The organism is Nonomuraea africana, from assembly GCF_014873535.1.
Taxonomy (GTDB): domain Bacteria; phylum Actinomycetota; class Actinomycetes; order Streptosporangiales; family Streptosporangiaceae; genus Nonomuraea; species Nonomuraea africana.
Genome location: NZ_JADBEF010000001.1, coordinates 8,101,165 through 8,126,214, shown reverse-complemented (window position 1 = coordinate 8,126,214; position 25,050 = coordinate 8,101,165). Strand labels below are relative to the sequence as shown.

26 protein-coding genes and 1 tRNA gene are annotated in these 25,050 nt (G+C 70.4%); 7 read left to right on the top strand and 20 right to left on the bottom strand.

Features of this window, described 5'->3' with window-relative positions; all coding sequences use genetic code 11:
• Positions 1 to 66: 66 nt before the first annotated feature.
• The 3 genes from H4W81_RS38865 to H4W81_RS38855 form a co-directional block, all read right to left on the bottom strand.
• The gene (locus tag H4W81_RS38865; RefSeq protein WP_192779359.1) at positions 67 to 1,482 is read right to left on the bottom strand and encodes an aldehyde dehydrogenase family protein; all 1,416 of its coding nucleotides are present in this window, start codon (positions 1,480 to 1,482) and stop codon (positions 67 to 69) included.
• 5 nt (positions 1,483 to 1,487) lie between these two features.
• Positions 1,488 to 2,417, bottom strand: a complete 930-nt coding sequence (gene deoC, locus H4W81_RS38860) for a deoxyribose-phosphate aldolase (protein WP_192779358.1) — start codon at positions 2,415 to 2,417, stop codon at positions 1,488 to 1,490.
• Positions 2,418 to 2,510: 93 nt separating this feature from the next.
• A complete protein-coding gene (locus H4W81_RS38855; RefSeq protein ID WP_192779357.1) occupies positions 2,511 to 3,551 on the bottom strand; it encodes a hypothetical protein in 1,041 nt (346 codons plus the stop codon).
• A gap of 164 nt (positions 3,552 to 3,715) precedes the next feature.
• On the opposite strand from H4W81_RS38855, the gene H4W81_RS38850 reads away from it, so the two are divergent.
• Positions 3,716 to 3,868, top strand: coding sequence for a hypothetical protein (locus H4W81_RS38850; protein ID WP_183651698.1), 153 nt, complete (start codon positions 3,716 to 3,718; stop codon positions 3,866 to 3,868).
• Between the two features lie 116 nt (positions 3,869 to 3,984).
• The gene (locus H4W81_RS49630; RefSeq protein ID WP_318782319.1) at positions 3,985 to 6,840 is read left to right on the top strand and encodes an ATP-binding protein; all 2,856 of its coding nucleotides are present in this window, start codon (positions 3,985 to 3,987) and stop codon (positions 6,838 to 6,840) included.
• Between the two features lie 99 nt (positions 6,841 to 6,939).
• Here the strand turns inward: H4W81_RS49630 and H4W81_RS38840 are convergent, their stop codons facing one another.
• A complete protein-coding gene (locus H4W81_RS38840; protein WP_192779355.1) occupies positions 6,940 to 7,506 on the bottom strand; it encodes a TMEM165/GDT1 family protein in 567 nt (188 codons plus the stop codon).
• 189 nt (positions 7,507 to 7,695) lie between these two features.
• Between H4W81_RS38840 and H4W81_RS38835 the strand changes: the two genes are divergently transcribed.
• Positions 7,696 to 8,076: an ester cyclase gene (locus H4W81_RS38835; RefSeq protein WP_192779354.1), complete on the top strand. Its 381-nt coding sequence runs from the start codon at positions 7,696 to 7,698 to the stop codon at positions 8,074 to 8,076.
• Here the strand turns inward: H4W81_RS38835 and H4W81_RS38830 are convergent.
• The 9 genes from H4W81_RS38830 to H4W81_RS38790 all read right to left on the bottom strand — a co-directional run bounded on the left by H4W81_RS38830 (position 8,073) and on the right by H4W81_RS38790 (position 16,946).
• On the bottom strand, positions 8,073 to 9,092 hold the full coding sequence (locus H4W81_RS38830) for a UDP-N-acetylmuramate dehydrogenase (protein WP_192779353.1): 1,020 nt from the start codon (positions 9,090 to 9,092) through the stop codon (positions 8,073 to 8,075). The two genes, H4W81_RS38835 and H4W81_RS38830, sit on opposite strands and share 4 nt — an antisense overlap.
• Before the next feature lie 11 nt (positions 9,093 to 9,103).
• The gene (locus tag H4W81_RS38825; RefSeq protein WP_192779352.1) at positions 9,104 to 10,162 is read right to left on the bottom strand and encodes a CysS/YqeB C-terminal domain-containing protein; all 1,059 of its coding nucleotides are present in this window, start codon (positions 10,160 to 10,162) and stop codon (positions 9,104 to 9,106) included.
• 149 nt (positions 10,163 to 10,311) lie between these two features.
• Positions 10,312 to 11,484, bottom strand: coding sequence for an ergothioneine biosynthesis PLP-dependent enzyme EgtE (gene egtE, locus H4W81_RS38820; RefSeq protein ID WP_318782317.1), 1,173 nt, complete (start codon positions 11,482 to 11,484; stop codon positions 10,312 to 10,314).
• A 38-nt stretch (positions 11,485 to 11,522) separates the two neighbouring features.
• A complete protein-coding gene (egtD, locus tag H4W81_RS38815; protein ID WP_192779350.1) occupies positions 11,523 to 12,503 on the bottom strand; it encodes an L-histidine N(alpha)-methyltransferase in 981 nt (326 codons plus the stop codon).
• Between the two features lie 18 nt (positions 12,504 to 12,521).
• Positions 12,522 to 13,241, bottom strand: a complete 720-nt coding sequence (gene egtC / locus H4W81_RS38810; protein ID WP_192779349.1) for an ergothioneine biosynthesis protein EgtC — start codon at positions 13,239 to 13,241, stop codon at positions 12,522 to 12,524.
• Positions 13,241 to 14,533, bottom strand: a complete 1,293-nt coding sequence (gene egtB / locus H4W81_RS38805; RefSeq protein ID WP_192779348.1) for an ergothioneine biosynthesis protein EgtB — start codon at positions 14,531 to 14,533, stop codon at positions 13,241 to 13,243. Before egtB ends, egtC begins: the two co-directional genes overlap by 1 nt.
• Positions 14,530 to 15,765: an ergothioneine biosynthesis glutamate--cysteine ligase EgtA gene (egtA, locus tag H4W81_RS38800; RefSeq protein ID WP_192779347.1), complete on the bottom strand. Its 1,236-nt coding sequence runs from the start codon at positions 15,763 to 15,765 to the stop codon at positions 14,530 to 14,532. The genes egtB and egtA overlap by 4 nt, the downstream gene beginning before the upstream one ends.
• 227 nt (positions 15,766 to 15,992) lie before the next feature.
• Positions 15,993 to 16,232 (bottom strand): anti-sigma factor family protein, encoded by a 240-nt coding sequence (locus H4W81_RS38795; protein WP_192779346.1) that lies wholly within the window; start codon positions 16,230 to 16,232, stop codon positions 15,993 to 15,995.
• Positions 16,233 to 16,316: 84 nt separating this feature from the next.
• A complete protein-coding gene (locus H4W81_RS38790) occupies positions 16,317 to 16,946 on the bottom strand; it encodes a sigma-70 family RNA polymerase sigma factor (protein WP_318782315.1) in 630 nt (209 codons plus the stop codon).
• 193 nt (positions 16,947 to 17,139) lie between these two features.
• On the opposite strand from H4W81_RS38790, the gene H4W81_RS38785 reads away from it, so the two are divergent.
• The gene (locus H4W81_RS38785; protein ID WP_192779344.1) at positions 17,140 to 17,673 is read left to right on the top strand and encodes an NUDIX hydrolase; all 534 of its coding nucleotides are present in this window, start codon (positions 17,140 to 17,142) and stop codon (positions 17,671 to 17,673) included.
• Between the two features lie 357 nt (positions 17,674 to 18,030).
• Here H4W81_RS38785 and H4W81_RS38780 read toward each other — a convergent pair whose 3' ends face one another.
• A complete protein-coding gene (locus H4W81_RS38780) occupies positions 18,031 to 18,522 on the bottom strand; it encodes a YajQ family cyclic di-GMP-binding protein (protein WP_192779343.1) in 492 nt (163 codons plus the stop codon).
• A 142-nt stretch (positions 18,523 to 18,664) separates the two neighbouring features.
• Between H4W81_RS38780 and H4W81_RS38775 the strand changes: the two genes are divergently transcribed.
• Positions 18,665 to 18,746, top strand: a tRNA-Tyr gene (locus H4W81_RS38775).
• 560 nt (positions 18,747 to 19,306) lie between these two features.
• On the opposite strand, the gene H4W81_RS38770 is transcribed toward H4W81_RS38775, so the two are convergent.
• On the bottom strand, positions 19,307 to 19,720 hold the full coding sequence (locus tag H4W81_RS38770; RefSeq protein ID WP_192779342.1) for a VOC family protein: 414 nt from the start codon (positions 19,718 to 19,720) through the stop codon (positions 19,307 to 19,309).
• A 432-nt stretch (positions 19,721 to 20,152) separates the two neighbouring features.
• Between H4W81_RS38770 and H4W81_RS38765 the strand changes: the two genes are divergently transcribed.
• Positions 20,153 to 20,905: a helix-turn-helix transcriptional regulator gene (locus tag H4W81_RS38765; RefSeq protein WP_318782314.1), complete on the top strand. Its 753-nt coding sequence runs from the start codon at positions 20,153 to 20,155 to the stop codon at positions 20,903 to 20,905.
• A gap of 47 nt (positions 20,906 to 20,952) precedes the next feature.
• Entirely contained in the window at positions 20,953 to 21,876 is a 924-nt protein-coding gene (locus H4W81_RS38760; RefSeq protein WP_192779341.1) for a sterol desaturase family protein, read from the top strand.
• Positions 21,877 to 22,058: 182 nt separating this feature from the next.
• Here H4W81_RS38760 and H4W81_RS49015 read toward each other — a convergent pair whose 3' ends face one another.
• From H4W81_RS49015 to H4W81_RS38740, 5 genes are all read right to left on the bottom strand, one after another.
• Complete coding sequence (locus tag H4W81_RS49015) at positions 22,059 to 22,190, bottom strand: hypothetical protein (protein WP_264083223.1); 132 nt, start codon at positions 22,188 to 22,190, stop codon at positions 22,059 to 22,061.
• Between the two features lie 17 nt (positions 22,191 to 22,207).
• Positions 22,208 to 22,354, bottom strand: a complete 147-nt coding sequence (locus H4W81_RS48045) for a hypothetical protein (protein WP_225958999.1) — start codon at positions 22,352 to 22,354, stop codon at positions 22,208 to 22,210.
• Between the two features lie 31 nt (positions 22,355 to 22,385).
• On the bottom strand, positions 22,386 to 23,585 hold the full coding sequence (locus H4W81_RS38750; protein WP_192779340.1) for a TolB family protein: 1,200 nt from the start codon (positions 23,583 to 23,585) through the stop codon (positions 22,386 to 22,388).
• A complete protein-coding gene (locus H4W81_RS38745; RefSeq protein ID WP_192779339.1) occupies positions 23,582 to 24,097 on the bottom strand; it encodes a SigE family RNA polymerase sigma factor in 516 nt (171 codons plus the stop codon). Before H4W81_RS38745 ends, H4W81_RS38750 begins: the two co-directional genes overlap by 4 nt.
• Before the next feature lie 266 nt (positions 24,098 to 24,363).
• Positions 24,364 to 24,996 (bottom strand): TetR/AcrR family transcriptional regulator, encoded by a 633-nt coding sequence (locus H4W81_RS38740; RefSeq protein WP_192779338.1) that lies wholly within the window; start codon positions 24,994 to 24,996, stop codon positions 24,364 to 24,366.
• Positions 24,997 to 25,050 lie beyond the last annotated feature (54 nt).

Sequence of the window (25,050 nt, the reverse complement as noted above, 5' to 3'; positions counted from 1 at the left end):
GTACGGGCGTAGGCATGGCCACGGGTGGCCTGGGCGCGTCTGACCCGTCTCCTGGTCAGGCGATGGTCACACGTCAAGGTAGGCCTCCAGCCCCGCGAGCCCGCCCTCCCGGCCGTAACCGGACTCCTTGTAACCGCCGAAGGGAGAGGTGGGGTCGAACTTGTTGAAGGTGTTCGCCCAGACGACCCCGGCGCGCAGCCGGTCGGCCATCCACAGGATGCGCGACCCCTTCTCGGTCCAGACGCCCGCGGACAGGCCGTACGGGGTGTTGTTCGCCTTCTCCACGGCCTCGTCGGGGGTGCGGAAGGTCAGCACCGACAGCACCGGGCCGAAGATCTCCTCGCGCGCGATGCTGTGCGACTGCGCGACGCCGGTGAAGATCGTCGGCGGGAACCAGAAGCCCTTCTCCGGCAGCTCGCAGGCGGGAGACCAGCGCGCCGCGCCCTCCGCCTCGCCGAGGTCCGACAGCTGCCGGATCTTCGCCAGCTGGTCGGCGGAGTTGATGGCGCCGATGTCGGTGTTCTTGTCCAGCGGGTCGCCGAGCCTGAGGGTGCTCAGGCGCCTGCGCAGGGAGTCGAGGAGCTGGTCTTGGACCGACTCCTGCACCAGCAGGCGCGAGCCCGCGCAGCACACGTGGCCCTGGTTGAAGAAGATGCCGTTGACGATGCCCTCGACCGCCTGGTCGATGGCGGCGTCCTCGAAGACGATGTTCGCCGCCTTGCCGCCCAGCTCCAGCGTGAGCTTCTTGGACGTGCCCGCGACGGTCCTCGCGATGATCCTGCCGACCTCGGTGGAGCCGGTGAAGGCCACCTTGTTGACGTCGGGGTGCGCGACGACCGCGGCGCCCGTCTCGCCGGCGCCGGTCACGATGTTGACCACGCCGGGCGGCAGGTCGGCCTGCTGGCAGATCTCGGCGAACAGCAGCGCGGTCAGCGGCGTGGTCTCCGCCGGCTTGAGCACGACCGTGTTGCCGCAGGCCAGCGCGGGGGCGATCTTCCACGCGAGCATCAGCAGCGGAAAGTTCCACGGGATGACCTGCCCCGCCACGCCGAGCGGCCGGTCGCCGAAGCCCGCGTAGGCGAGCTTGTCGGCCCAGCCCGCGTAGTAGAAGAAGTGCGCGGCGACCAGCGGCACGTCCACGTCCCGCGACTCGCGGATGGGCTTGCCGTTGTCGAGCGACTCAAGGACGGCCAGCTCGCGGGCGCGCTCCTGGATGATGCGGGCGATGCGGAAGAGATACTTGGCCCGCTCGGCGCCCGGCATGGCCGACCAGACCCCGAAGGCCTTGCGCGCGGCCTGGACCGCCCGGTCCACGTCGTCGGACGAGGCGACGGCCACCTCGGCCAGGACCTCCTCGTTGGCCGGGTTGACGGTCTTGAAGGACGACGAGCCCGAGACGAACTCGCCGTTGATGAACAGCCCGTAGGACGGCTTGATGTCGACGACATCGCGCGACTCGGGCGCAGGTGCGTACTCGAACATCTCGATCAGTCCAGGGTGAAGTAGTCGGGACCGGCGTACCGGCCTGTGGCGAGCTTCTGTCGCTGCATCAGCAGGTCGTTCAGCAGGGACGAGGCGCCGAGCCTGAACCAGTCGGGGCTCAGCCAGTCGTCGCCGACCGTCTCGTTGACCAGCACCAGGTTCTTGATGGCGTCCTTGGTCGTGCGGATTCCCCCGGCGGGCTTCACGCCGACCTGGCGGCCCGTGACGTCGCGGAAGTCGCGCACGGCCTCAAGCATGATCAGGGTCACCGGAAGCGTCGCGGCGGGCGACACCTTGCCGGTGGAGGTCTTGATGAAGTCGGCGCCGGCGATCATCGCCAGCCACGACGCCCGCCGTACGTTGTCGTAGGTCGCCAGCTCGCCGGTCTCGAGGATCACCTTCAGGTGCGCCTCGCCGCAGGCGGCCTTCACCGCGACGATCTCCTCGAAGACCTTCAGGTAGTCGCCGGACAGGAAGGCGCCCCTGTCGATCACCATGTCGATCTCGTCGGCGCCGGCCGCCACGGCCAGCGCGGTGTCGCTCACCTTGACCTCGAGGGAGGACCGGCCGCTGGGGAAGGCGGTCGCCACCGAGGCGACCTTCACCCCCGAGCCCTTCAGCGCGGAGACGGCGACGGAGACCAGGTCGGGATAGACGCAGACGGCCGCCACCCTGGGCGCGCCCGCCGCGGTGTGCATCGCCTTGGCGCACATCGCCCGGACCTTGCCGGTCGTGTCGGCGCCCTCCAGGGTGGTGAGGTCGACCATCGAAATGGCCAGATCGATGGCCTGAGCCTTGGCGGTCGTCTTGATGGAGCGGGTGCCGAGCATCGCCGCCCGCTGGTCCGCGCCCACCCGGTCGACACCTGGAAGGCCGTGCAGGAAGGCCCGCAGCGTGGCGTCCGAAGAGGCCACGTCCGCGAGCGAGGTAGTCACAGTTGACACCACCACAGCATCGCCGACCGAGATGGGTAGTTCCAAACCGGACCTGCCCGAATGTTCGCTGCTTTTTCGTCAGCATCATCCGTTTCACCGGTAACTCAGCACCGCGCTTCGCCCACCGGTCTCGACCGTGGCCCACATCTGTGGGGTGCCGGGCACGTTGGCCAGTCCCCGCACGTGGCCGTCCGCGCCACCCTCCGGGGTGACGGAGACCTGCGACCACGCGCCGTCCACGAACCGGACCAGCGCGTCGGGACGGCCGCGCCGCGCGGCGGCCAGCCACAGCCCGCTCCCGCCGTCCGTGGCCACGTGGGTGTAGGCGGTCGCGGCCGGCCGATGAGGGAGCCGCTCCCACGAGACACCGTCCCAGCGCAGCACCACGGCCTCGCTCGGCACGCCGCGCACCGTGATCGCCCCCACCGCGTAGCCGAGGCCGGCGTACGGCATGGCGATGTCGTTCAACTCCAGGTGGCCCTCCTCGGGCAGCGCGATCGGGGGAATCGGCGTGCGCAGCCACTCCCCGCCCGTCCAGCGCAGGATCGAGGCGGTGCGCTCACCCCCGTAGCCGAGGTTGGACTCCCCCGGGCTGCTGAGCGCCCAGACCTGCCCGTCTGGAGTCGCGGCGAGGTCGCTGATCGGCAGCGGGGCGGCGATCGTGCGCCACGCCTGTCCCTCCCAGTGCCAGAGCCCGTCGGTCATACCCTCTCGCGACAACCTGAGCCCCGCCGCCCAGCAGTCGTCGGCCCCCGTGGCCACCGCCGCGGTCACGTGCGCGGACTCGGCCTCTATCGGCAGCCTGCTCCACCGGCCCTCCGCCAGGCGCCGCACGTCCACGCGCGCCGCGCCGTCGGTGAAGGTCCAGATCACGCCCTGTCCCGCCTGCCTCACCAGGTACGGCCCCGCCTTACCCGTCTCGCCGCGCCACTCGGCGCCGTTCCACCGCAGCGGTGGCAGTCCCGCGCGCATCACCCACGCGTCCCCTGGCCCGCCGGAGGAGACCTCGCGAAAGCCGCCCCACATGCCGGTCTCACCGACCAGCGAGACCTGCCACCCATGACCGTGAGCTGCGGCGGGAGCGTCCGGGATGAGGAGCGCGCAGGCCGCCGCGATGATCGTCCAAAGCTTCACGGCGCACCATCGTCGCCGGTCTAAGGCAGCCCTCAGGCGTGTCCTAGGTAGTCGTAAGCCGATGGTTCGGCAGAGATAAGGCATCCGCCCGATGTGGCGGGGTGGGCCTTAGCCGGATTCTTGAACATGTCAGCAAGTGGCACCACCAAAGAGGAGATCCGGCGATGAACCCGGAAATCGAGTACCAGCTCATGCAGTCCCACGCGAAGGAGCTTCGTCAGGCGGCGGCCATGCACCGCCGCGTACGCGAGGCGCAGAAGTCGGGCGAGTCCGAGCGCCGTCACCGCTCGCTCTTCAGCAAGTTCAGGAAGTCGTGAGCGCCCCCCATGAGCCCGGCCGCATCCTCCCTCGCGGCCGGGCCTCACACCCCCCCTAAAACGGTCGTAACCTCACTAAAGGGCATGCCATGCTTGAGGATGTGATGGGTCGATCGGTGAGTCCCGTCTTCGTGGGACGGGAAGCGGAGCTGTCGGTCCTGACGGAGTCCTTCGACGAGGCGCGCAAGGGCGCGGCCACCGCCGTCCTGCTGGGCGGCGAAGCGGGAGTCGGCAAGACCAGGCTGGTGCAGAGCTTCGCCGAGCGCGCGGCGGCCGACGGCGCGCACGTGCTGTTCGGCGGCTGCGTCGAACTGTCCAGCGACGGCCTCGCCTACGCCCCGTTCACCGCGGCCCTCCGCCAGCTCGTCAGAGAGATCGGCACGGCCAGGATCGGCTCGCTGCTGCCCGAGGGCGCCGAGCGCGACCTGGCCAGACTGCTGCCCGAGTTCGGCGAGCCGAGCGCGGACGGCGACACCGACACCGGCAGGGCCAGGCTCTTCGAGCAGTTCCTCACGCTGCTCGAACGACTCGCCGAGTCGCGGCCCGTGGTGCTCGTCGTCGAGGACATCCACTGGGCCGACCGGTCCAGCCGCGACCTGATCGCCTTTCTCAGCCGCAACCTGCGCGAGTCGCAGGTGCTCATGGTGCTGACCTACCGCTCGGACGACCTGCACCGCCAGCATCCGCTCCGCCCCGTCCTGGCCGAGCTCGGGCGGGTGGCGGGCGTGCTCAGACTCGACCTGCCGCGCCTCTCGCGCGACGAGGTCGCCGAGCAGATGGCGGGCATCCTCGGCGCCACGCCGCTCTACTCCCGCATCGAGACCGTCTACCAGCGCAGCCAGGGCATCCCACTGTTCGTCGAGGCCCTGATGGAGTGCGACGACGGCGCGGGCGAGGTGCCCGACTCCCTCACCGACCTGATCCTCGGCTCGGTCGAACGCCTTCCCGAGGAGACCCAGCGCGTCCTGCGCATCGCGGCCGCGGGCGGCATCCGGGTCGGCCACGCCCTGCTGTCGGCCGTCAGCGGCCTGTCGGACCTCGACCTCGAGGCCGCGCTGCGCCCCGCCATCGCGGGGAACGTCCTGCAGATCGCCGACAACCGCGCCTACGTCTTCCGACACGCGCTGATCCGCGAGGCCGTCCACGACGAACTGCTCCCCGGCGAGCACCAGCGCCTGCATGGCCGCTACGCCGAGGAGATCTCCCGCGACCGCACGCTCGTGCCTCGCGGCAGGGCCGCGGTCGAGATCGCCCACCACTGGTACGGCGCGCGCGACGACCACTGGGCGCTGATCTCGGCATGGGAGGCGGCGCAGAAGTCGTTCAAGGCCTTCGCCTACACCGAGGCCATCCCCCTGCTCGAACGCGTCCTCATGCTGTGGGACAAGGTGCCGGGCGCCTGCGGCGACATCGGCGTCGACCACACGGCGGTGCTGGAGCGCGCCTCCGAGGCCTCCTATGCCTGCGCCGACATCGACAAGGGCGTCAAGTTCGTCAAGGCCGCGCTCGCCGAGCTCGAAGAGGAGGCCGAGCCCGAGCGGGTGGCCGCGCTGCTGGTGCGCTGGGGCAACCTCCAGCTCGCCAAGACCAAGCCCGGCGCGCTCGAGAACTTCCGCCACGCGCTCAGCCTCGTGCCCGAGCCCGGCCCCACCCGCGCCGACGTGCTGGTGAAGCTCAGCCGCCACCTCATGCTCACCGGCCAGGTCGCCGAGGGCACCGCGCTGGCCGAGGAGGGCCTGGCACTGGCCAGGCAACTCGGCGACCGGGTCATCGAGGGCGACCTGATCCTCAACCTCTCCCTCGGCTACTCCCTCGACGGCGAGGTGGAGCGCACCTTCGAGGCCAACACGCGCGCCATGCGCCTCGGCGAGGAGGTCGGCTCCGGCCAGCTCATCCTGCGGGCCATGGGCAACAACATCGACGCGCTGAACGAGCTGGGCCGCTCCGAGGAGGCCATCGAGCTGGCCCGCAAGGGCGAGGTGCTGGCCAAGAAGTACGGCAGGATCAGGGCCTCGGGCACGTTCATCCTCAGCAACCTGGCCGAATGCCTGGAGAGCCTGGGCAGGTGGGAGGAGTCCGTCCAGGTCCTCGAGCACACGCTCAGCCTCGGGCCCACCCTGCGCACCCGCCACCACCTCATCCGGGTGCGCGCCGACATCGCGCTGGGCAGGGGCGAGCTCGACCTGCTCGAGGCGATACTGTCCGAGCTCGGTGTGCTCAAGGAGCGTCCCGAGGACTTCGTCCAGGACCTCATGAACAGCACCCGCCTGCACATCGGCTGGCACCTGATCAAGGGCGAGCCGCACCACGCGCTCGCCGTCGCCGAGCGCCTGCTCACCCGGCCGAACCAGAGCCACAAGGCGGCGCTGGCCTGGCGGACGCTCTCGCTGATCCGCACCGTGTGCGACGCGGCCGAGCCGATCGTGCCCGACAGGACCGCGGTCGTCCGCACGCTGGCCACCGAGCTGGCCGCCACCCTCGTGGTCAGCGGCCCTGTGTCGGAGGCCTACCGGCTGACCTTCACCGGCGACTTCGACGCCGCCGCGGACGCGTGGGCGACGCTCGGACGGCCGCACGCCCGCGCGAAGTCGCTGCTGCGGGCGGCGACCGTACGGGCGCACGCGGGCGACAAGGAGGGCGCCGGCACCAGACTGCGCGCCGCCCATCCCCTCGGCACCGCCCTCTCGGCGGCGCCGCTGGTCGCCGAGATCGAGGGCCTGGCCCGCCGGCTCGGCGTCTCGCTGCTGGAGGAGAGCGCCGCCACGCCGTCGGCCGACCTGCTGACGCCGCGTGAGCTGGAGGTGCTGCGCCTGGTGGCGCTCGGCCGCACCAACAGGGACATCGCGGCCGAGCTGTTCATCTCGGCGAAGACGGTCAGCGTGCACGTCTCCAACATCCTCGCCAAGCTGCGGGTCGCGACCAGGGGCGAGGCCACCGCCGCGGCTCACCGGCTGTCGCTGCTGTCGGTGTGAGCCTTCCGTCACGGCGGCCCGCCCCGCGCTCCCGGTGACGCGTCTCCCTGGACAGACGCCGACCCCGTGCGCGGGGTGGCGTCTTGGCGGCTTGCCGTACTAGAAAAGGGGTTCGAGCAGGAGGACCGCACCGAAGATCGCGAAGGCGGCGGCCGCGCCGTAGCGGATGGCCTTCTCGGGCAGGTGCTTGCCGAGCAGGCGCCCGACCACGATGGCCAGGGCGTCGGCGGCGACCATGCCCACGGTCGACCCGATCCAGGTGCCGAACCACCCGTGCTGCGTGGCCAGCGTGATCGTGGCCAGCATGGTCTTGTCGCCCAGCTCGGCCAGGAAGAACGCCACCGTCACCGCGATCACGGCGTTCCTGGCCGTCCGCTGGGCCTTGCGCGACTCCTCCTCGGTCAGCTCGTCACCGCGCAGCGTCCACAGGGCGAACCCGAGGAAGGCGACACCCGCGGCGATCGAGATGGCCGTCGTCGGCAGCGCGTCGCCGATCAGCCCGCCGACGGCCACGCTGACCAGGTGCACGGCCGTGGTCGCGATGGTGATGCCGGCCAGCACGGGCCAGGTCTTGAAACGAGTGGCGAACGTCATGGCCATCAACTGGCTCTTGTCGCCCAGCTCGGCCAGGAAAATCACGCCGAGACTGATCCAGAACGCTTCCAACGGTCCTCTTCCATCACAGCCGGACCTGAAGCGTTACCTGGGGAGCACGACTTCGGCCCGGCATGGCTGCCAGGCCGAAGGTCTCGTCCGCCTGTTACAGGCTCACGCGACCGGGCAAAAGAGCCAGCATGTCGACCGCGCGAATTGTGGACTACTCCCCTTCGGGCATATCGAACTGAGGATATCAGCATGGTCAAGCTGTACAGACGCTGGCTGCTGGAGATGTGGAACGGCGACTTCGAGCTGGCCGACGAGCTGGTGTCGGACGACTTCGTCGGCCACTGGCCCGGCATGGACGTGCACGGCCCCGACGGGCTCAAGCGAGCCCTGGAGCAGGGCCACGCGCCGTTCACGAACGTGATGGTCACGCTCGACGTCGGACCGATCGTCGACGGCGACACCGTGGCCGCCCGCTGGACGTTCGAGGGCGACTACACGGGCGGCATCCCCGGCGTGCCCCTTCCCGAGAACGCCCGCGTCGCCTTCAGCGGCCACGACATCCTGCGCGCCGAGAACGGCAGGTTCGTGGAGTACTGGGTGATCTCCGACACCCGCTGGATGCAGGGCTAGAGCGCGCAGCCGACCATCACGGGCTCGTTGACGAGCGTGACGCCGAACTTCGCGAGCACGCCGTCGCGCACCTCGCGGGCCAGCGCGATCAGGTCGGCGGTCGTGCCGTGGCCGTGCGGGTTGGTCAGCGCCAGGGTGTGCTTGGTCGAGATGCGCACGGGACCGCGCGCGTAGCCCTTCGGGAAGCCCGCCTGCTCGATCAGCCATGCCGCAGGCACCTTGACCGAGCCGTCCGGCATGTCCCAGCGGGGGGTGCCGTCACCCAGCGCGGTCGCCTCGCCGGCGGAGATGATCGGGTTGGTGAAGAACGACCCCGCGCTGCGGGTGTCGGGGTCGTCGGGGTCGAGGACCATGCCCTTGCCCCTGCGCAGCCCCAGAACCGCCGCACGCACCTCGTCCAGGGGCGCCCGCTCGCCCACGCCGTTCACCAGCTCCTTGTAGGTGAGCGGCCCCGACGTCGGCGAGACGTCGAGCGCGAAGGTGACGCCGAGCACCACGTACCGCCCCAGGTCCCGCTTGAAGGCGCTGTCGCGGTAGGAGAACCCGCACCTGCGCGCCTCCACGTCGAGCACCTCGCGGGTGCGCCGGTCGAAGACCCGCACGCACCGCACCGTCTGGGCGACCTCCTGACCATAGGCGCCCACGTTCTGGATCGGCGTCGACCCGACCAGGCCCGGGATGCCCGACATGCATTCGAGCCCCGACCAGCCCTCGGCCACCGCGCGCGCGACCAGCGGGTCCCAGTCCTCGCCCGCCTGCGCCTCGACCACCACCTGGTCGCCGTCGCGCGAGACCGTCACCCCGCGCGTCGCCACCTTGATCACCAGTCCGTCGAAGCCCTGGTCGGACACCACCAGGTTGCTGCCGCCGCCCAGGATCAGCGTCGGCTCCCCCCGCCGGTCGGCCTCGGCCACGAGCGACACCAGTTCCTCGGCGGTCGCCGCCTCCTCGTAGGCGCGGGCGGGCCCGCCCAGACCCAGCGTGGTGTACGGCGCGAGCAGCCTCAGGTCTCCCATAAGCGACAAGCCTACGAGGAACGCAGCATGCGCAACACGCCGTCGTAGTTCCTGCGCGCCTCCCTCTCCCTGTACTCAGCGGAAACGTCGTGGTAGCCGTGGTGCCGCTCCTGCCGTACGGGCAGCCGCTCCTCGGGGACCACCAGCGGACCCTCCAGCGCGAGCGACAGCTCCAGGTCCGCGTTGCGGTAGTAGCGCGCCTTCTCGGGGAAGGCCTTCAGCGCCGCGCCCCTGCGCACCGCCATCAGGTATCCCAGCAGCGCCCGCACCCGTCCCGGCGGCGCCTCGTTCCACTCGGTGTCGTCCCTGCCGGGGTTCACGCCCTTCCATCCCGCCGCGACCGCCCCGTCCTTGATCGCCTTCACCAGTGGGGTGAGCGCGTCCCCCTCCAGGACCGTGGACGTCTCCATGAGCACGTGCACGTCCGCGCTGTCCAGCCGCATCAGCTTGGCGCGGGCGGCGCCCCAGCCCGCCGTACCCCCCTGCCAGTGCGGCTGCTCGGCGACGTGCCAGGCGCTGATCCGCTCGGGGTGGCGCTCGGCCAGCTCGTGCAGCGCCTCCCCCGCGCCGTGCACGTTCCCCAGGTCGAGGGCGAGGATCGCGGCGCCGGTGTGCTGGAGCACCGACTCCACGCACCTGCGCAGGTCGTCGGCCCACCCGTCGACCAGCAGGCCCACGCTCACCGTCACGTCGGAGGTCTCGAACCGCTGCCGCTCCAGGTCGACGCCCGCCGTGTCGAGCCGGTTCGTCGCCAGGCTGGCATCCCAGGTCCGCTGGGCGTGCACCATGTCGTCACTCGGCTCGGCCGCCTGGGCGAGATCGTCGATCGGGTCGAGCCGCTTGCGTTCCGCCTCCTCCGTCACCGCGGAGACCGGGATGGAGCGCACCGAAGGCCACTGCTCGAAGGGGGGTTTCACGGTCAGCTGGTAGCCGTCGGCCGAGTCGCGGACCAGCCAGCCCGCCTGCTCGATCTCCTGACGGAGCGCGTCGGCGGTGGCGTAGTCGCGCTCGGCCCTGGCCTTGAGCCGCCGGTCGGCGAGCTCGGTGACATGTCGCGGGGCTTCACTCATATCCCACGACTACCCACTCGCCCTGGCGAAAGTCAGGGATTTCCACCTTCTTCCCCCTGCGGACATTGACCTGGAACGAGACGGCATCGCCGCCGGGCTCACGTCCCCGGCCGTGAACGGCGCGTGACGCGTGGAGGCGTCACGAGGCGTCAGGAGGCGAGGACGCGGGCCAGGACGTGCAGGGTCTCATCGGGCGTGCCGGGCGGCGGGGAGACGCGGAGCACGGGTTCGCGCAGGTCCAGCGGCGCCCGGCCGGTCGGCACGACGCTGACCAACAGGGACGCGGCGGCCGCCCGGGCAGCGGCCTTCTCGGCCGTGTCACCCGGCGGGGGCCTGAGCGTGACAAGGGCGGACGGCTCCTCCAGCGGCTCGGCCACGCGCCAGCCCCCGGCCCCGTCGAGCAGGGCGCGCGCCATGCGCCCCCGGTCGGCCAGGCGCGCGTGGACCGCGGACGGGCCGAGCGCGTGGTACTCGAGCACGGCCACGCCGAGCCCGACTCTGGCCGCGATCGCCCCCTCCGAGCTCTCGTACCGGACTGCGCCGGGCAGCGGCTCGGGCAGGGCCCGCTCACCGCCGGTCCCTGGCGACGGTTCGTTCCAGAGGTGCCCGCCGAGAGTGGGGGCCGCGGCGTCCATGGCGGGTGTGACGCCTGGCACGATCAGGAAGCCGACGCCGCGCGGCCCTGCCAGCCATTTGCGTGAGGTTCCCACGTACGCGCTCGCGCCCGCCCCGCGTACCTCCACGTGCCCGAGAGACTGGCAGACGTCCAGCACGAACGGGACCTCCGCCGCGCGGCACAGCGTCCCGATCTCCCCCGCCGGTTGCACGACGCCGCGATGGGAGCCGATGTGAGAGACGATCACCAGATCCAGCCCCGCCGTCAGCCGGGCCCGCAGACCCTCCACATCGAGGCGCGCGTCACCGTCCACCGGCAGTTCGACGAGATTCCAGCCACGCCAGGCTGCCAGGTGGCGCAGCAGCATCAGCGTGCTGCCGTACTCGGTGCGCACATGGCCGACCCGGCTGCCCGGCGCGAGCCGCCACCCGCCCAGCAGCGCCGCCATCGCCGCCGTCCCGCTCTCCAGGAACGCCACGTCTCCCGGGCCGGCGCCGACCAGCGCGGCCAGCGCCGACTTCGCCGTGGTGAGGTCCGGGACGGCAGCGTAGCCGCCGCGCTCCCGTTCCAGCCGCAGGTGCGCCACGACCGCGTCGAGCACCCGGTCACTGGGCACGTTACAGCCGGCCGCGTCGAGATGCCCGGGCGGCACCACGCTCCGCGCACTCCGCCACGCCGCGGCGATCCGCGCCGCTTGCCCTGTCACGGCCGGGTGCGCCGTCCGCCGGAGGCCGGCCCCGGCACTCACGCTTCGGCCAGGACCAGGGTGAAGTCCCCGGCCGGGTCGGTGTAGCGGCGGCGCACCTCGAACCCCGCGGCGACGAGCTCCTGCCGCAGCCCCTCCGGCCGGAACTTGGCGCTGATCTCGGTGCGCATCTCCTCCCCCTGGACGAAGTCCACGGCCAGCCCGAGCCCTCCGATCCGCACCCGCATGTCCCGCCGCGCCCGCAGCCGCATCTCGATCCAGTCGTGGCGCGCGTCGTACAGCGCCACGTGCGCGAACGCCTCCGGTTCGAAGTCCGCCTCCAGCTCCCGGTTGATCACCCGCAGCACGTTCCTGTTGAAGGCGGCCGTCACCCCGGCCGCGTCGTCGTAGGCCGCCACCAGCCGCCCGGTGTCCTTCACCAGGTCGGCCCCGAGCAGAAACGTGTCGCCTGGCCGGAGCGTGGCCCGCAGCTCTTTCATGAACACCTCGCGGGTGGCCGGTTCGAGATTCCCGATCGTGCCGCCGAGGAAGGCCACCATCCGCCGCCCGGTACGCGGCAGCAACGCCAGATGGCGCTCGAAGTCGGCGCACACCGCCCGCACGGCCACCTCGGGGAAGCGCCCGGCCAGCCGCCGCGCCGCCGCCGCGAGGGTGACCGCGTCCACGTCCACCGGCGTGTAGGTGCGCAACGTGCCGGCCGCGGCGAGTGCCTCCAGCAGCAGCACCGTCTTCTCGCTGGTGCCCGAGCCCAGCTCTACCAGCGTGTCCGCACCGCCGGCCGCCGCCAGCTCCGCGGCAGACGTCCGCAGGATCGCCAGCTCGCGCCGCGTCGGGTAGTACTCGGGCAACCGGGTGATACGGGAGAACAACTCGCTGCCCGCGGCGTCGTAGAACCACTTGGGCGGCAGCCACTTGGGCGACGACGTCAGCCCGGTTCTGACGTCGTGTTCGAGCGCCTGGCGCAGATAGTCGCGGTCAAGGTGGTTGATCACATGCACGGTCGGCTGGCTGACGAACACAGTGCCTCCTGGATGAGATCACAACGGCTGGACGCGTACGTCGTCGCTGGTGGCGGTCAGCAGGCTGCGCTCGGGAACGGCCTGCCAGCCGGGCAGGTCGTCGAGCGGCTCGCTGGCCACGAGCACACCGTCGTGGAGTCGGTGGTAGAAGAGCGTGTCGCCCCAGACGGTCGCGGCGATCGACGCGCCGTCGCAGGCGAGCAGGTTCAGGCGGGCGCCGGGGTCCTTCTCCCCCGCGCGGACGACGACCTCGGTCAGCGCCTCGCCCAGGCCGAAGCCGGCGCGACCGCACAGGAACACGGCGGCCGCGACCCAGGCGGCGTCGCACGCGCTCTCCGCGCGATCGGGCAGATCGTCGGCGAGATCGCGCAGCGCGTCCCTGGTGACGCGCCCGTTGTGGCTGAGCAGCCATCCCCGGTCGGCGAACGGAGCCGTGGCGCTCTCCTCGACCGGCATGCCCACGGTGGCCGAGCGCACGGCCGCCAGCAGGCAGGTCGAGCGGGCGACCTGCGCGAGCGCGGGCAGATTGGCGTCGGCCCAGATGGGCACGGCACGGCGATACCGCACCGGCTCGGCGCGCCCGGGGTCGTACCAGCCCATGCCGTACCCGTCCGCGTTGACCAGGCCGACACGCTGGCGCCGTGGCGCGTACGACTGCTTGAGCAGGCCGTGCTCGGGCTCGTGGATGAGCCAGGTGAGCGGGCGGGCGGCGCCCAGCCATGCCGCGTGCCTGCACATCAGGCCGGCCCAGAACGGGCGCAGCGGAAGCCGGTGAAGATCTGCCGGCGGATCGGGTAGTCCCAGTTCCTGAACGTGGTGCGCACCGCCGCCGGGTCGGCCGCCCAGGAGCCGCCGCGCAGCACCCGGTACTCCCTGCCGAAGAATACCTCGCTGTACTCCTTGTAGGGGAAGCTGCGGAAGCCGGGATAGGGCTGGAACCAGGAGGCGGTCCACTCCCACACGTCTCCCACCATCTGCTCGGCCCCGTACGCGCTGGCCCCGGCCGGGTAGGCGCCCAGCGGCGCGGGGTGGGCGGCGCGGTGGCCGAGGTTGGCCCGGTCGGAGCCGGGGGCCTGCTCACCCCACGGGTATCGGCGCGCCCTCCCGATCCGGGGGTCCCAGCCGCAGGCCTTCTCCCACTCCGCCTCGGTGGGCAGCCGCTTGCCCGCCCAGCGGGCGTAGGCGTCGGCCTCGTACCAGCACACGTGCTGCACCGGCTCGTCCATCGGGACGGGCTCGGTACGGCCGAAGCGGGTGCGCCACCAGGCGCCGCCGTCTCTCACCCAGAACAGCGGGGCGAAGGCGCCGCTCCGCCACCTCCACTGCCAGCCCTCCGCGGACCACCAGCGCGGGTCGTCGTAGCCGCCGTCCTCGATGAACGCCGCATAGGCGCGGTTGCCGACGGGGAGCCGGTCGATCCAATACGCGGGCAGGTCCACGCGGTGGGCCGGCCGTTCGTTGTCGTAGGCCCAAGGCAAGGTGCCGGTGCCCATGAGGAAGGCGCCCGCGGGCACGAACACCTCCTCGGGGCCCGCGCTCCGGCCCGGCGGCAGGTCGCCGTCGCCCACCAGGCCGAGCTGCCCGGACAGCTGCAGCGTGGCGAGCATGGTCTCGTCGTGCTGATGCTCGTGCTGGATCACCAGGCCGAACACGAAGCCATCGCGGTGCAGCGGGTCGGGACCTTCCAGGTCGATCGTGTCGAGGACGTCGAGCACCCGCCCGCGCACGCCCTCGATGTAGCGGCGGGCCTCGGCCGGACCCAGGATGGGCAGGCTCGGGCGATCCTTGCGCGGGGTCTTGAACGCGTCGTAGATGTCGTCGATCTCGGGGCGGAGCGGGTCGATGCCCGCGGCCTCGCGCAGCACCCAGAGCTCCTCGTAGTTGCCCACGTGCGCCAGGTCCCACACCAGTGGTGACATCAGCGGCGAGTGCTGGCGGACCAGCAGGTCGTCGTCCGCCGCCGTGTAGGTGAGCGACCGGTCACGCACCGCGATGAGCTCGGCCGCGATACGTTCCTTGAAATCGTTCATTCCCATCCCTCATCGTTCAGCCAGGTCGGGACGCGCCGTGCCGACGTCGGATCCATCAGGTCGGCCGCCGGGGAGCGGCCGGTCGTCACGTGCCGGTCGGCGAACGCCGCCACCCTGCAGGCCAGGCCGGGGCCCACGCCGAGGCGAGGCAGCGCCTCCAGCGCGGCGCGGAAGCACGCCTCGGCGGCCCGGCGCAGGCGCGGGTCGGTCAGGCCGCACCGCGCCGCCACCCCCCACAGCTCCCGGCACGACCTCTGGAACGACTCTGTGGCGGCCATGGCCGCGTCGGCGGCCCGGTCGTCGGTGACGAGGGCGTGAGTCACGGCCACGCACACCGGCCAGATGGCCGGGTGCTGGGCGTCGAGGTAGCGGATCTCGAGCCAGCCCCTGGGCCGCACAGGGGGAAAGACCGTCGTGGCGTGATAGACGAGATCCTCGGCCGTGGGCCGCTGCTCGCCGCCGGCCTTCAGCCAGTCGCGGAAGGTAGAGCCGTCGCGGACCGCGCGATAGCGCTCCTCGCCCTCGCGTACCAGCATGAGCCGGGCATCCAGCAGGTATTCGGCCCAGTCCGCGGCAGGATCACCCGAGGCGGGCACGGGCGCGGTCCTGGTGCGGTCGAGGTGTTCCCAGACGGCCTGGCGGCCCGACATCCAGCCGCACGGCCGCCCGCCGCTCAGCGGCGAGTTGGCGAAGGCCGCCATCAGCACGGGGCCGAACGCGTGCGCCCGTTCCCAGCGCGTCGCCGGCCGCTCACCCAGGTCCAGGTTGACTTGGATCGACGCGGTCGAGCACATCATCAGCGGCCCGTACGGCACGCCGAGGAACTCGGCCATGGCCTCGTATCGGGGCATGCGCAGCTGGCGGCGGGCCGGCCGTATCGGGTCGAGGCCCACCCCGGCCAGCGCCAGTCCGGCCGCGCGTAGGGCGTCGCGCACGGCGGCCACGTCGGCGGCCATGCGGGCCAGCGCGTCCTGCAGCGGGCCAGGCGGGCCGGACAGTTCGAGCTGACCGCCCGGCTCGAACGTCACCCGGCTGCCGCCCGGCAGCGCGGGCAGGGCCCGTTCGACCCTGGCCAGCGGGACGTGACTGGCCGCCGCCGTACCGTCGAAGACCAGGAACTCCAGCTCCACACCCACGCGGTCCGCGGCGGCGGGACGGAAACAGCCGCGTGCGAAGTCCGCCACCTCCGAGGTGTCCCGCAGCGGCGTGTCCTCGGCGGTCAGCCCGGCCATCGTCTTCCCTTCGCATGGCGCATGGGTCTACAGACCCGCGAGCCGCGCGAACGTTACAGGCGGATTTTCGGGTAACGGATGAGGCGTGACCGGCACGGGGTCACTTGGGGCGAGCACGAGGAGCACGAGCGGGAGAGCGCGGGTGCGATGACGCGCTCGATTCACTCACGGACTGGCTGGACATCTCCGCGCCGACGGCACCGCGCCGCGGGGAGGGCCTTCTCGCCTCAGGACCGCTGACCCTCGCGAAAGGCGGACATGAGCCGGTCGTACACGTCGGCCTGCAGCTTCTCCGGTGGCGGGTCGCCGAGAACGCTGATGGTCGTGCGGAGCTGCTCGACGTAGCGCTCGCACCCTTCGCAGCAGGCCAGATGCGCCTGCACGCCGTCGCGCGCCGTCTGATCGAGGGCGTCTTCGAGGTAGGCGGTGATGACTTCCACCAGTTCGTCGCAGGTGAACCGCTTCACGACGTGACCGCCCTTATCGCCTGGAGATGAACCGTTTCACTTATTGTGGCCCGCTGCACGGACCTAGGAGGAGCCCGCGAGCCATTATTCTGGCTGTTTCACGGACTCGAAGTAGTCCGCCAGCCGACCGCGCACCGCCACGCGGGCGCGATGCAGCAGGACCCGCTGGTTGGCCTCGGAGATCTCCAGGATCGCGCACACCTCGTCGGAGGTGCATCCCTCCACGTCTCGCAGGGTGATCACGATCCGCTGCCGAGGAGGCAGCCCGGCCAGGGCTTCGGCGATCAGCCCGCGCACCTCCGAGGCCAGCGCCTCGCCCTCGGGCGTCGGCCATGCCGCAGGGACCTCCTTCCAGCCGCCCGGTGGCACCTCGCCGAGGCCCGCGGCCCTGCCGTCCTGCTCGAAGTCGCTCCACGGCAGCGTGCGGCTCTCGCGCGCGCCGCGTTTCTTCGCGGTGTTGACCAGGATGCGGTAAACCCACGTCTTGACCGAGGAACGGCCCTCGAAGTAGTCGATCCCGCCGATCACCGCCAGCCACGTGTCCTGGACGACCTCCTGCGCGGAATGGTCGGTGGACACGTAAGACCTGGCCACTCGTAGCAAGCCCCCGGACCAGGTGTCCAGCAGCGCCGCGAACATCGCCTCGTCGCCGGCACGCAGGGCCGGGACGACGACGTCATCCGGGGGCAGCCCTCCGCCCGCGAAAGACCCCACGATCGCTTCCCCTCCGGTCGAACGCTGGGACATTCATGACATCGGGGCCGAGCCGAAGCCCGGCGTCGCCCGTGGCGGGACAACACCGCCCAGGCTAATCTCTCCTACCGACGTTCTTCCCGCTCCGGCAGGTGGGGCCACCTTGTGCGTATTCTCGGAGTGCAAGTCCCGGCCAATCGGTGAGGAGCATCCCATGCGGCGGTCGGAAAGGCTGCTCTACGCGGCCAACGGGGTCGATCTTCGCGTCGCGGACGTCACAACGACCGACGGCGGGCACGTGGAGCGGCCCTTCATCCGCACACATCGGGCCGCCGGAGCGGTGGTCTTCCATGGCGGGAGCGTCCTGCTCCTGTGGCGGCACCAGCTCATCACCGACACGTGGGGATGGGAGATCCCGCTCGGCGAGATCGGCCCGGGCGAGGAGCCAGAGGCAGCCGCGGCCCGTCACGTGGAGGAACAGACCGGCTGGCGGCCAGGGCCGCTGCTGCCGTTGATCCGGATCCGCCCCGCCGGGGACGTCGCCGACTGCGACCACCTGATCTTCGTCGCCCACGAGGCCTCACCCTGCGCCGCGCCGGCCGGCGACGAGGAGGATCGGCGGGCCGAGTGGATGCCGATGCCGCGCGTGCAGCCGCTGATCGACGAGCAGGCCATCACGTCGGCGACCACATCGGCGGCCCTGCTGCACTTCCTGGCCGACCTCCTGCAGGCCCGCGCGTCACATTAGGTCTCCCGCCCGGGCTCGCTGTCATGTTCGGCGAGCCAGGCCGGCCAGCTGCACGATGGTGTCACCCTGCTCGGCAGGCAACGTCCACCTTGCCGCGGTAGTCCGCCTCGCCGCCGCCTGCGGCACTACTTCGCCACGCTGCCGATCCACAAGGGCGCCTCGGTGAAGGCCGTTCAGCTCGCCCTCGGTCACTCCTTCCCGATGGTCACGCTCAACACGTACGTCGGGGAGTGGCCCGAAGCACACGAGAAGACGTTCGCCCTCGTGGGCAGCGCGCTCGGCCGTGTGCCCCGGATGTGCCCTCCAGGCTCTTCCCGGCGATAGCCGCCCAGGTCAGAGCCGTGATCAACACGACTTTCAGCGGTAGTTCGTGAACTGCAGGGCGATGTCGAGGTCCTTGCCCTTGAGCAGGGAGATGACGTCCTGCAGCTCATCCTTCTTCTTGGAGCTGACCCTGAGCTCCTCGCCCTGGATCTGCGCCTTGACCCCCTTGGGGCCCTCGTCCCTGATGATCTTCGAGATCTTCTTCGCGTGCTCCTGATCGATGCCCTCCTTGAGGGCGATCAGCATGCGGTACTCCTTGCCGGACAGCCTCGGCTCGTCGGCGTCAAGGATCTTCAACGAGAGGCCGCGCTTGACCACCTTCTCCTTGAAGACGTCGAGGGCGGCGTTGGCGCGCTCCTCGCTGTTGGCCTTGATCTCGATGTTGTTCTGCCCGGACCAGCTGATCGCTGCCCCAGTGCCCTTGAAGTCGAAGCGGTGTCCGATCTCCTTGACCGTCTGGTTCAGCGCGTTGTCGACCTCCTGGCGGTCGATCTTGCTGACGATGTCAAAGCTGCTGTCGGCCATCGGTGTGAGTGTCCTCTCTTCGTCCCCTCCGACCTTAGCGACCGCAGGGGTCCGAGGTGGGGATCGGGCATGGGACAAACCGATGTCACGTGCGGCTCGAAAGTCCGCTATTCTTCTGTCTGTCGCCGCGAGCGGATGACACGGCAGGTTGCCCGAGTGGCCAATGGGAGCGGACTGTAAATCCGTCGGCTTAGCCTACCCAGGTTCGAACCCTGGACCTGCCACACAAGCAAGAAGAGGTCCCTCACCAGCGGAAACGCGGTGGGGGACCTCTCTTGTTCACTCCGACTGTCTACGGCTTCTTGTGGCCCCGTCCGGCCAGGCACGGCAAATACGCGACCACGTCTTGCAACACCCGGCCTCCTCCGAGATCTTGCCCGCCCCGAGCCTCTCCTTGCACCAGGTGCTTGGTCTCCGCGCGGTCGGAACCCGCGAGCGCTTCGGTCACCACCACGGCGAGTGGCGGGGACGTGCTTCCTGATAGAGCGCACGCCGATCCCGAACCGGAAGCCTGCTGGGTGCGTGGGCGGGAGCATCCTGGGCGGTGCGGATGCGCACCGCGACCCTTTTCACGGTGCCGGCGTACCTGGCGGTTATTAGATGGCAAGGCCTCGTCCAACGCGCGCGGTGGTTCGGCGTCGACACGATCCCGCGTCGACGCCGAACCTACTCGTCGGTACCGGTCATGCCGGTCATGCTGAGGGACCATCCGTCCAGAGGAGTACGGCCAGCGTGCCCAGCAGTGGCCGCGTCACCCACACTCGCCAGAGGCTTTCCTCGGCGGCTACTCCGCGTAGGGCTGGTCCGTCCCCTGGGCGCTGTAGCCGAGACTCCAGATGTAGCCGTCCGGGTCCGCGAAGGAGCCGCCGTACCCGCCCCACGGCAGGGCGCCGGCGGGCTTGAGGATCGTGGCGCCCGCCTTCTCGGCCTCCGCGATGATCTCGTCGACCCGCGCCTCACTACGGACGACGTAGGTGAGGACCAGCCCGCTGAAGCCGCTGCCTTCCGGGCTCGTGCCCACCTGGTCGGCCAGGCCTTCGCGGCCGTAGAAGCCGACGGGCGAGGCTCCGTCCGATTCGAAGAACACCGAGACGCCGTAGTCGTCCTTGACCTTCCAGCCGAGCCCCTCCGTGTAGAACTGCTTGGCCCGGTCCAGGTCCCGGACGCCGAGGAGGATCGAGCTAACGTGCGCTTTCATGCCGTGTCTCCTTTGTGCTCGAGGGATGATGCACATGCGGGTCACGCTACAAACGGCCCCGTACCCGGCGCTTCTTGATTCGTGATCGGTTTGGTCACCTGTATCGCCGCCCAGGTGGCATCTCCACCGTCGCGCACCGCACGGCGCCGGCAGGAAGTGTTCCTGCTCGCCCTGCATCCACGGCAGTCGGCTGGTGTTCGTCAACATCGTCCTGGTCCAACCGGTCCGGAAGGAGCCGACCTTGGCCGAGCAACTCGCCGAGGCCAGTAGATCCATCAACTCTGGCCGTGTGAGCGCGTAGAACGCACCGCCCGCCATCATCTTCAATCGTGATATAGCGATGATTGCCTGGGTTGACGATCGATTGGTAGGTGCGGCTATGACCATCACGACCGAGGCTCCAGGGACGGCGTGAGTAGCCAGTGGGCAGGAGTGACTACGGCCACGCCGGGGCTGCTGGCCTTCACTGGTGAGATCGGCACCGCTGGGCCGCATGCCCACGCGGCGGTGCAAGTGCTGATGGTCACGGGTGGCAGCGTGACCCTGGGCGATCAGCGCGGTCATCGGCAGAACGTGGAGCGCGCGATCATCCCGGCCGGAGTTCGGCATGAGTTGCTGGCCACCTCTGGCGCCCACGGCCTGTTGGCCTACCTGGACCCGGCCAGCCCCGCTGGGCGCGCGGCCACTGAGCGTGTGCTGGCCAGCGGCGGCGACGTAACCGCAGTGACCACCTGGCAGGCCGCCGCGCGCCCCGAGGCCAGCACTGCCGCCCTGCTCTCGACCCACTTCCCACAGGAGAATCGGCGCACCGCTTCGGGCACGAATGCGGCCGAGGAGCTACCGGCTACCTTCGCACGCGTCCTGGACCTGATCCCGCAGCTGATCAGCGGACCATTGCTCCTAGAAGACCTGGCTAACCGGGTCGGCTTATCTGCCAGCCGTCTTGGCCACTTGTTCGCCGAACACCTGCACCTGCCGTATCCGGCCTGGCGTCGCTGGGCCCGTCTGCTACACGCCATGGAGGCGGTGCGCGGTGGTGCCACGTTGACCGAGGCCGCGCACGCAGCCGGGTTCGCAGACAGCGCCCATCTGACCCGCACCTGCCGGGCGATGTTCGGCATCACCCCCAGTCAGGCCCTGGCCGCCGCCGGGTGGTCTGCGAACGAGCGCAGCCGTCAGCCCTAGCGGATCCGTTCAAGGGCTCGCCGGGGTAACGCCGTGAGTGTGAAGACATGTCCCTTCTTCGCTCAAGCGCCCAGACGGCAGTCCGCTACGGCTACGCCCCGCTGATGTTGCTGGGCATCAACGGTGCCGCCATCGCGCTGGCCGCCGCTGGCGCAGCCAAGCTCTGGCTGCTGGCTTTGTTGCTGGTCGCGGTCGGTCTGTCGTTCGCCGCCGAGCGTGTTCTCCCTTATGAGCCTGACTGGAACACCTCGCAGGGCGATGCCGGGCGGGATGCCGCCCACAGCGTGGTCAACGAGACCCTCATCCTGGCCAGCGTCGCCGTCATCCCAATGCTGGCCGCCATCGTCCCGGCCGCCGACCTCTGGCCAGCTGCCTGGCCGTTCCTCGCCCAAGTGCTGGTGGCCGTCCTGATCGCCGACCTCGGGATCACCCTTGTCCACTTCGCCAGCCACAAGATCGGTGCTCTGTGGCGCTTCCACGCCGTTCATCACAGCGTCAAGCGCTTCTACGGCCTCAACGGGCTGATGAAGCACCCTCTTCATCAGACGTTGGAAATGACCGCAGGCGTCGCCCCGCTGCTGCTGATCGGCCTGCCTGTCCAGGTCGCCTCTGTGCTTGCGCTGGCCGTGGCGGTGCAGCTTCTACTTCAGCACTCCAACGCCGACTATCGCGTCGGGCCACTCAAGCACGTGCTCGCGCTGAACGAAGGTCACCGCTTCCACCACCTGAAGTGGGCTGGGATCGGCGACGTCAACTTCGGCCTGTTCACCCTCTTCTGGGATCACCTGCTGCGCACCTACTCCTACGACAAAGCGCGCCGCTTCACCTCTGAAGTGCTCGGCATGGCCGCCAAGCCGGACTATCCCAGCGCCTACCTGGCCCAGCTGACCGAACCGTTCAAGGCTTCCGGCGCCTGCCACCACACATCCGATCAAGGCGATCAGACACAGCAGGTGCCTGCCCGCTCCTGATCAGAACCGCTACCACCGAGAGGCAGGGGGAGACGCCGCGCCGCGCATTCACACGGCGTCGGCGTCTGCCTCGCTGAGAGGTCGCGGAGGGGGTGGTGGCAGGGCAACAAAGGCCCGGTTCGCGCTCTGCCTGATGCACGACCGCAAGGAGTCCACCTTCAAGGCGTACGGGTCCGAGGTGCTCAGCCCGTCGGCTGAGTCGGCTCTGCCGCCTCGTCAGCCGATCCGGCCTGCCCGCCGCAGAACACCTCCTTGACGAGCCTCTGCGTCGCCTTCTGGAACGCCTCGGCCAGGGGCATTGCGGCGTCGTCCACATAGTTAAGCGGGGCGGTCAGGTCTTACTGCCGTCGGGCGTGCTGTACATCAGCGCCGCGTGGCCCGCGATGCCGCCGTTGTGGGTGATCACCGTGCCGCCGCAGTCCGTGTCCTGCACGAACACCCCCAGGCCGTAGCCGACCTTGGGATGCGGCTTGCACATCTCTGCCAGCAGCGGGGCTGCTCGCGCGCCCTCAGGGAATCCTGGACAGGTCGATCACGTACCTGCCGCTCGCGGTCAGGTACGTCATCATCCGCCCGGCCCGGTCGGCGACCGGGACCTCGCCCTGTGCGGCCTCTTTCCCGATGCCCAGGTCCGCCAGCGTTCCGGTCTTCAGGTCGTAGAGCCCGAGGCCTGGAGCGTCGCTCCGGAGGGTGCGCACGTAGAAGCGGCTCTGGCTGGGCGGCTCCGGGATCTGGAAGCCGGTCGGCACCTCCTGCTGTTCCGAGCCGTCACGCAGCCGGGTGAACGCTCTGGCGCCGCCGGGCGTCGTCGCGAGGCAGGACTGGACTCCGCAGGCGAGCAACTGCTCTCCCTTGCGGGCCGGGGCGGCGTCGCTGGTCTGGCCGGTCTCCAGGTTGACCAGGTGGGTGAACGGCGCGCCGTCCTGGGGGCTCCACGTGCCCGGCGAGCCCGCCCACGGCCAGGACAGCAGGTGCAGCCCACTCCCGCGCTCGACCGGCGTCACCTGGCCCCCGTTGAGGGGAACGCTGAACACCCCGCCCTTCAGCACGGAGAACACGATCGCGCCCTTCGCCACGACGAGGTTGTCGATCACGTCGCCTCCGGTCTCGTGCACGGCCACCTGCCTGGCCTCGCCGCCGGTCAGCGGCACGGCCCAGAGCCGTACGGAGGTCTTCGTCGACGTCCACCATGCCACCACGCCGTCACCCATGCTGAAGTTGGCGGCGGCCCCGCCGTTCTTCTTCGGCCGGCGCACGTCCGTGATCTTCCGCAGCTTCCCTCCGGCCAGGTCGTAGAGGTAGAGGACCTCCGGCTGCTCGACCTCGCGCCACGCCTTGACCAGCAGAGTCCCGTCGTCGGTCAGCGCGACGGGGCGCAGTTCCCTGCCCTCGGAGTCCTTGGCGGGCATCTTCCACACCGCCTGCGGCCACACCTTCTCGACGGGTTCGGCGGCGACGCTGATCACCGCGGACGGCACCCCCGACGGGTCGGCCGCGGATAGCGCCCTCCCGTCGCCGCCCCCCTGCAGGCCCGCGACCACCCCGCCGGCCACCACCACCACGGCCGCCGCCGCGAGCAGCGCCTGGGGCCTGTGCCTGCGCCGCCGGTAGCCGGTCTCCAGCCGCTCCGCCGCCGGGACGGCCAGCCGCGGCGCTCGTTCGGCCGCGTGTTCCAGGGTCCTGCTCAGCCGCTCTTCGATACCGTTCATCGCCGCTCCCCGCGATCCGACATGACACCTTCCTCGATGTGCTCGCCCACCGTGGAGCGGAGTTTGCCGAGCGCCCGCGACGCCTGGCTCCGCACGGTCCCGCGAGAGATCTTCAGAGCCGTCGCGATCTCCTCGTCGCTCAGCCCCTCGTAGTAGCGCAACACCAGCACCACCCGCTGCTTGCGGGGCAACCCGGCCAGCGCCTCCCACATCGCCTGCTCCTCTTCGCTGGGCAGCGCGTCGTGGTATCCGTGCTCCGGTGGATCCCAGGCGAGCAGCTCACGCCGCCGCAGCCGCCAGGCCGCCGTGTGCAGCCGGGCCATGGTGGTGCGCACATAACTTTCCGGATTGTCCTTGGCGCGAAGTCTGGGCCAGGACGCGCGTAGCTTCAGCAGCGCCTCCTGCACCAGGTCGGCCGCGTCGTGCGGGTTCCCGGCCAGGACGTAGCCGTAACGCAACAGCGCATCGCCGCGTTCGGCGACGAACCCGGCGAACCGGGGATCTGCTTCCAACTGCCTTCGCCTTTCGTCGTCCATGTCACCTCTCAGATGGACTTGCCGGGCGAACTGTTGCATCGCCCTGCGGAAAGGCGTGGGCGGGCTTATCAGGGCGGGACGGCGCGGCGCGAGGAGTCCGCAATCTCGTGATCGGAACACCGGGCAGGCCCGCGAGCCAGTTCAGCGGGTGATCGAGAAGAGCGGAAAGCCGTCGGCGGACAGCCTGCCGCCGGATGGTCTCCACCCGGATCTCGCACTCGTCGAGGGCGAGGCGCCCGAACCTAGTCCGAGCAGAGCTGGGCGTGCAGGGTGTCGCCGACCCACCGCTCCCAGCGCTCCCGCGGCCAGCCGCGCTCGCGGACGAGCAGCAGGTACAGCTCGGGGCTGAGCAGGCCGTACAGCAGGTCAGCCGCCTCCTCCACCGAAACCCCCGCCCGCGCGCCCGGCTTGCCGACCAGCGCGGCGGCCGCCCTGTGCTGGACGACATACCGCGGGTTGACGTCGTGTGGCCACAGGGCGGCGATCTCGGGGTCGCTCGCGGCCGCCGCCTCCATCATCCTGCCGATCGGTGCGACCCGCTCCAGGACCGAGGTCGTGCCCGCGACGTATGCGCGCAGCATGTCCTGGGCCGTGCCGGCGGCCAGAGCGTCGGTGTACCACGGGCGGTCCATCGTGGCCACCGGCTCGTCGTCGCCCGCGATCGTGACGTCGACGACCTCCTTCAGCAGGGTGCGCTTGTTGCCGAAGACGAAGTAGATCGTCTGCACCGCGACGCCGGCCTTCTCGGCGACGTCCTGAAGATTCGTCGCGCCGTATCCGTCCTGCAGGAACAGCTCGAGCGCCGCCGCCCGGATGCGCCGGCGCGTCTCCTGTGCCTTCTGTGTCCGCTTGCTCGTCCGCTTGACATCGCTCATGGATAGAGTCTATCTCTAGATTAAGTCACTAGAAGTCAACTCTAGAGAGAAGGT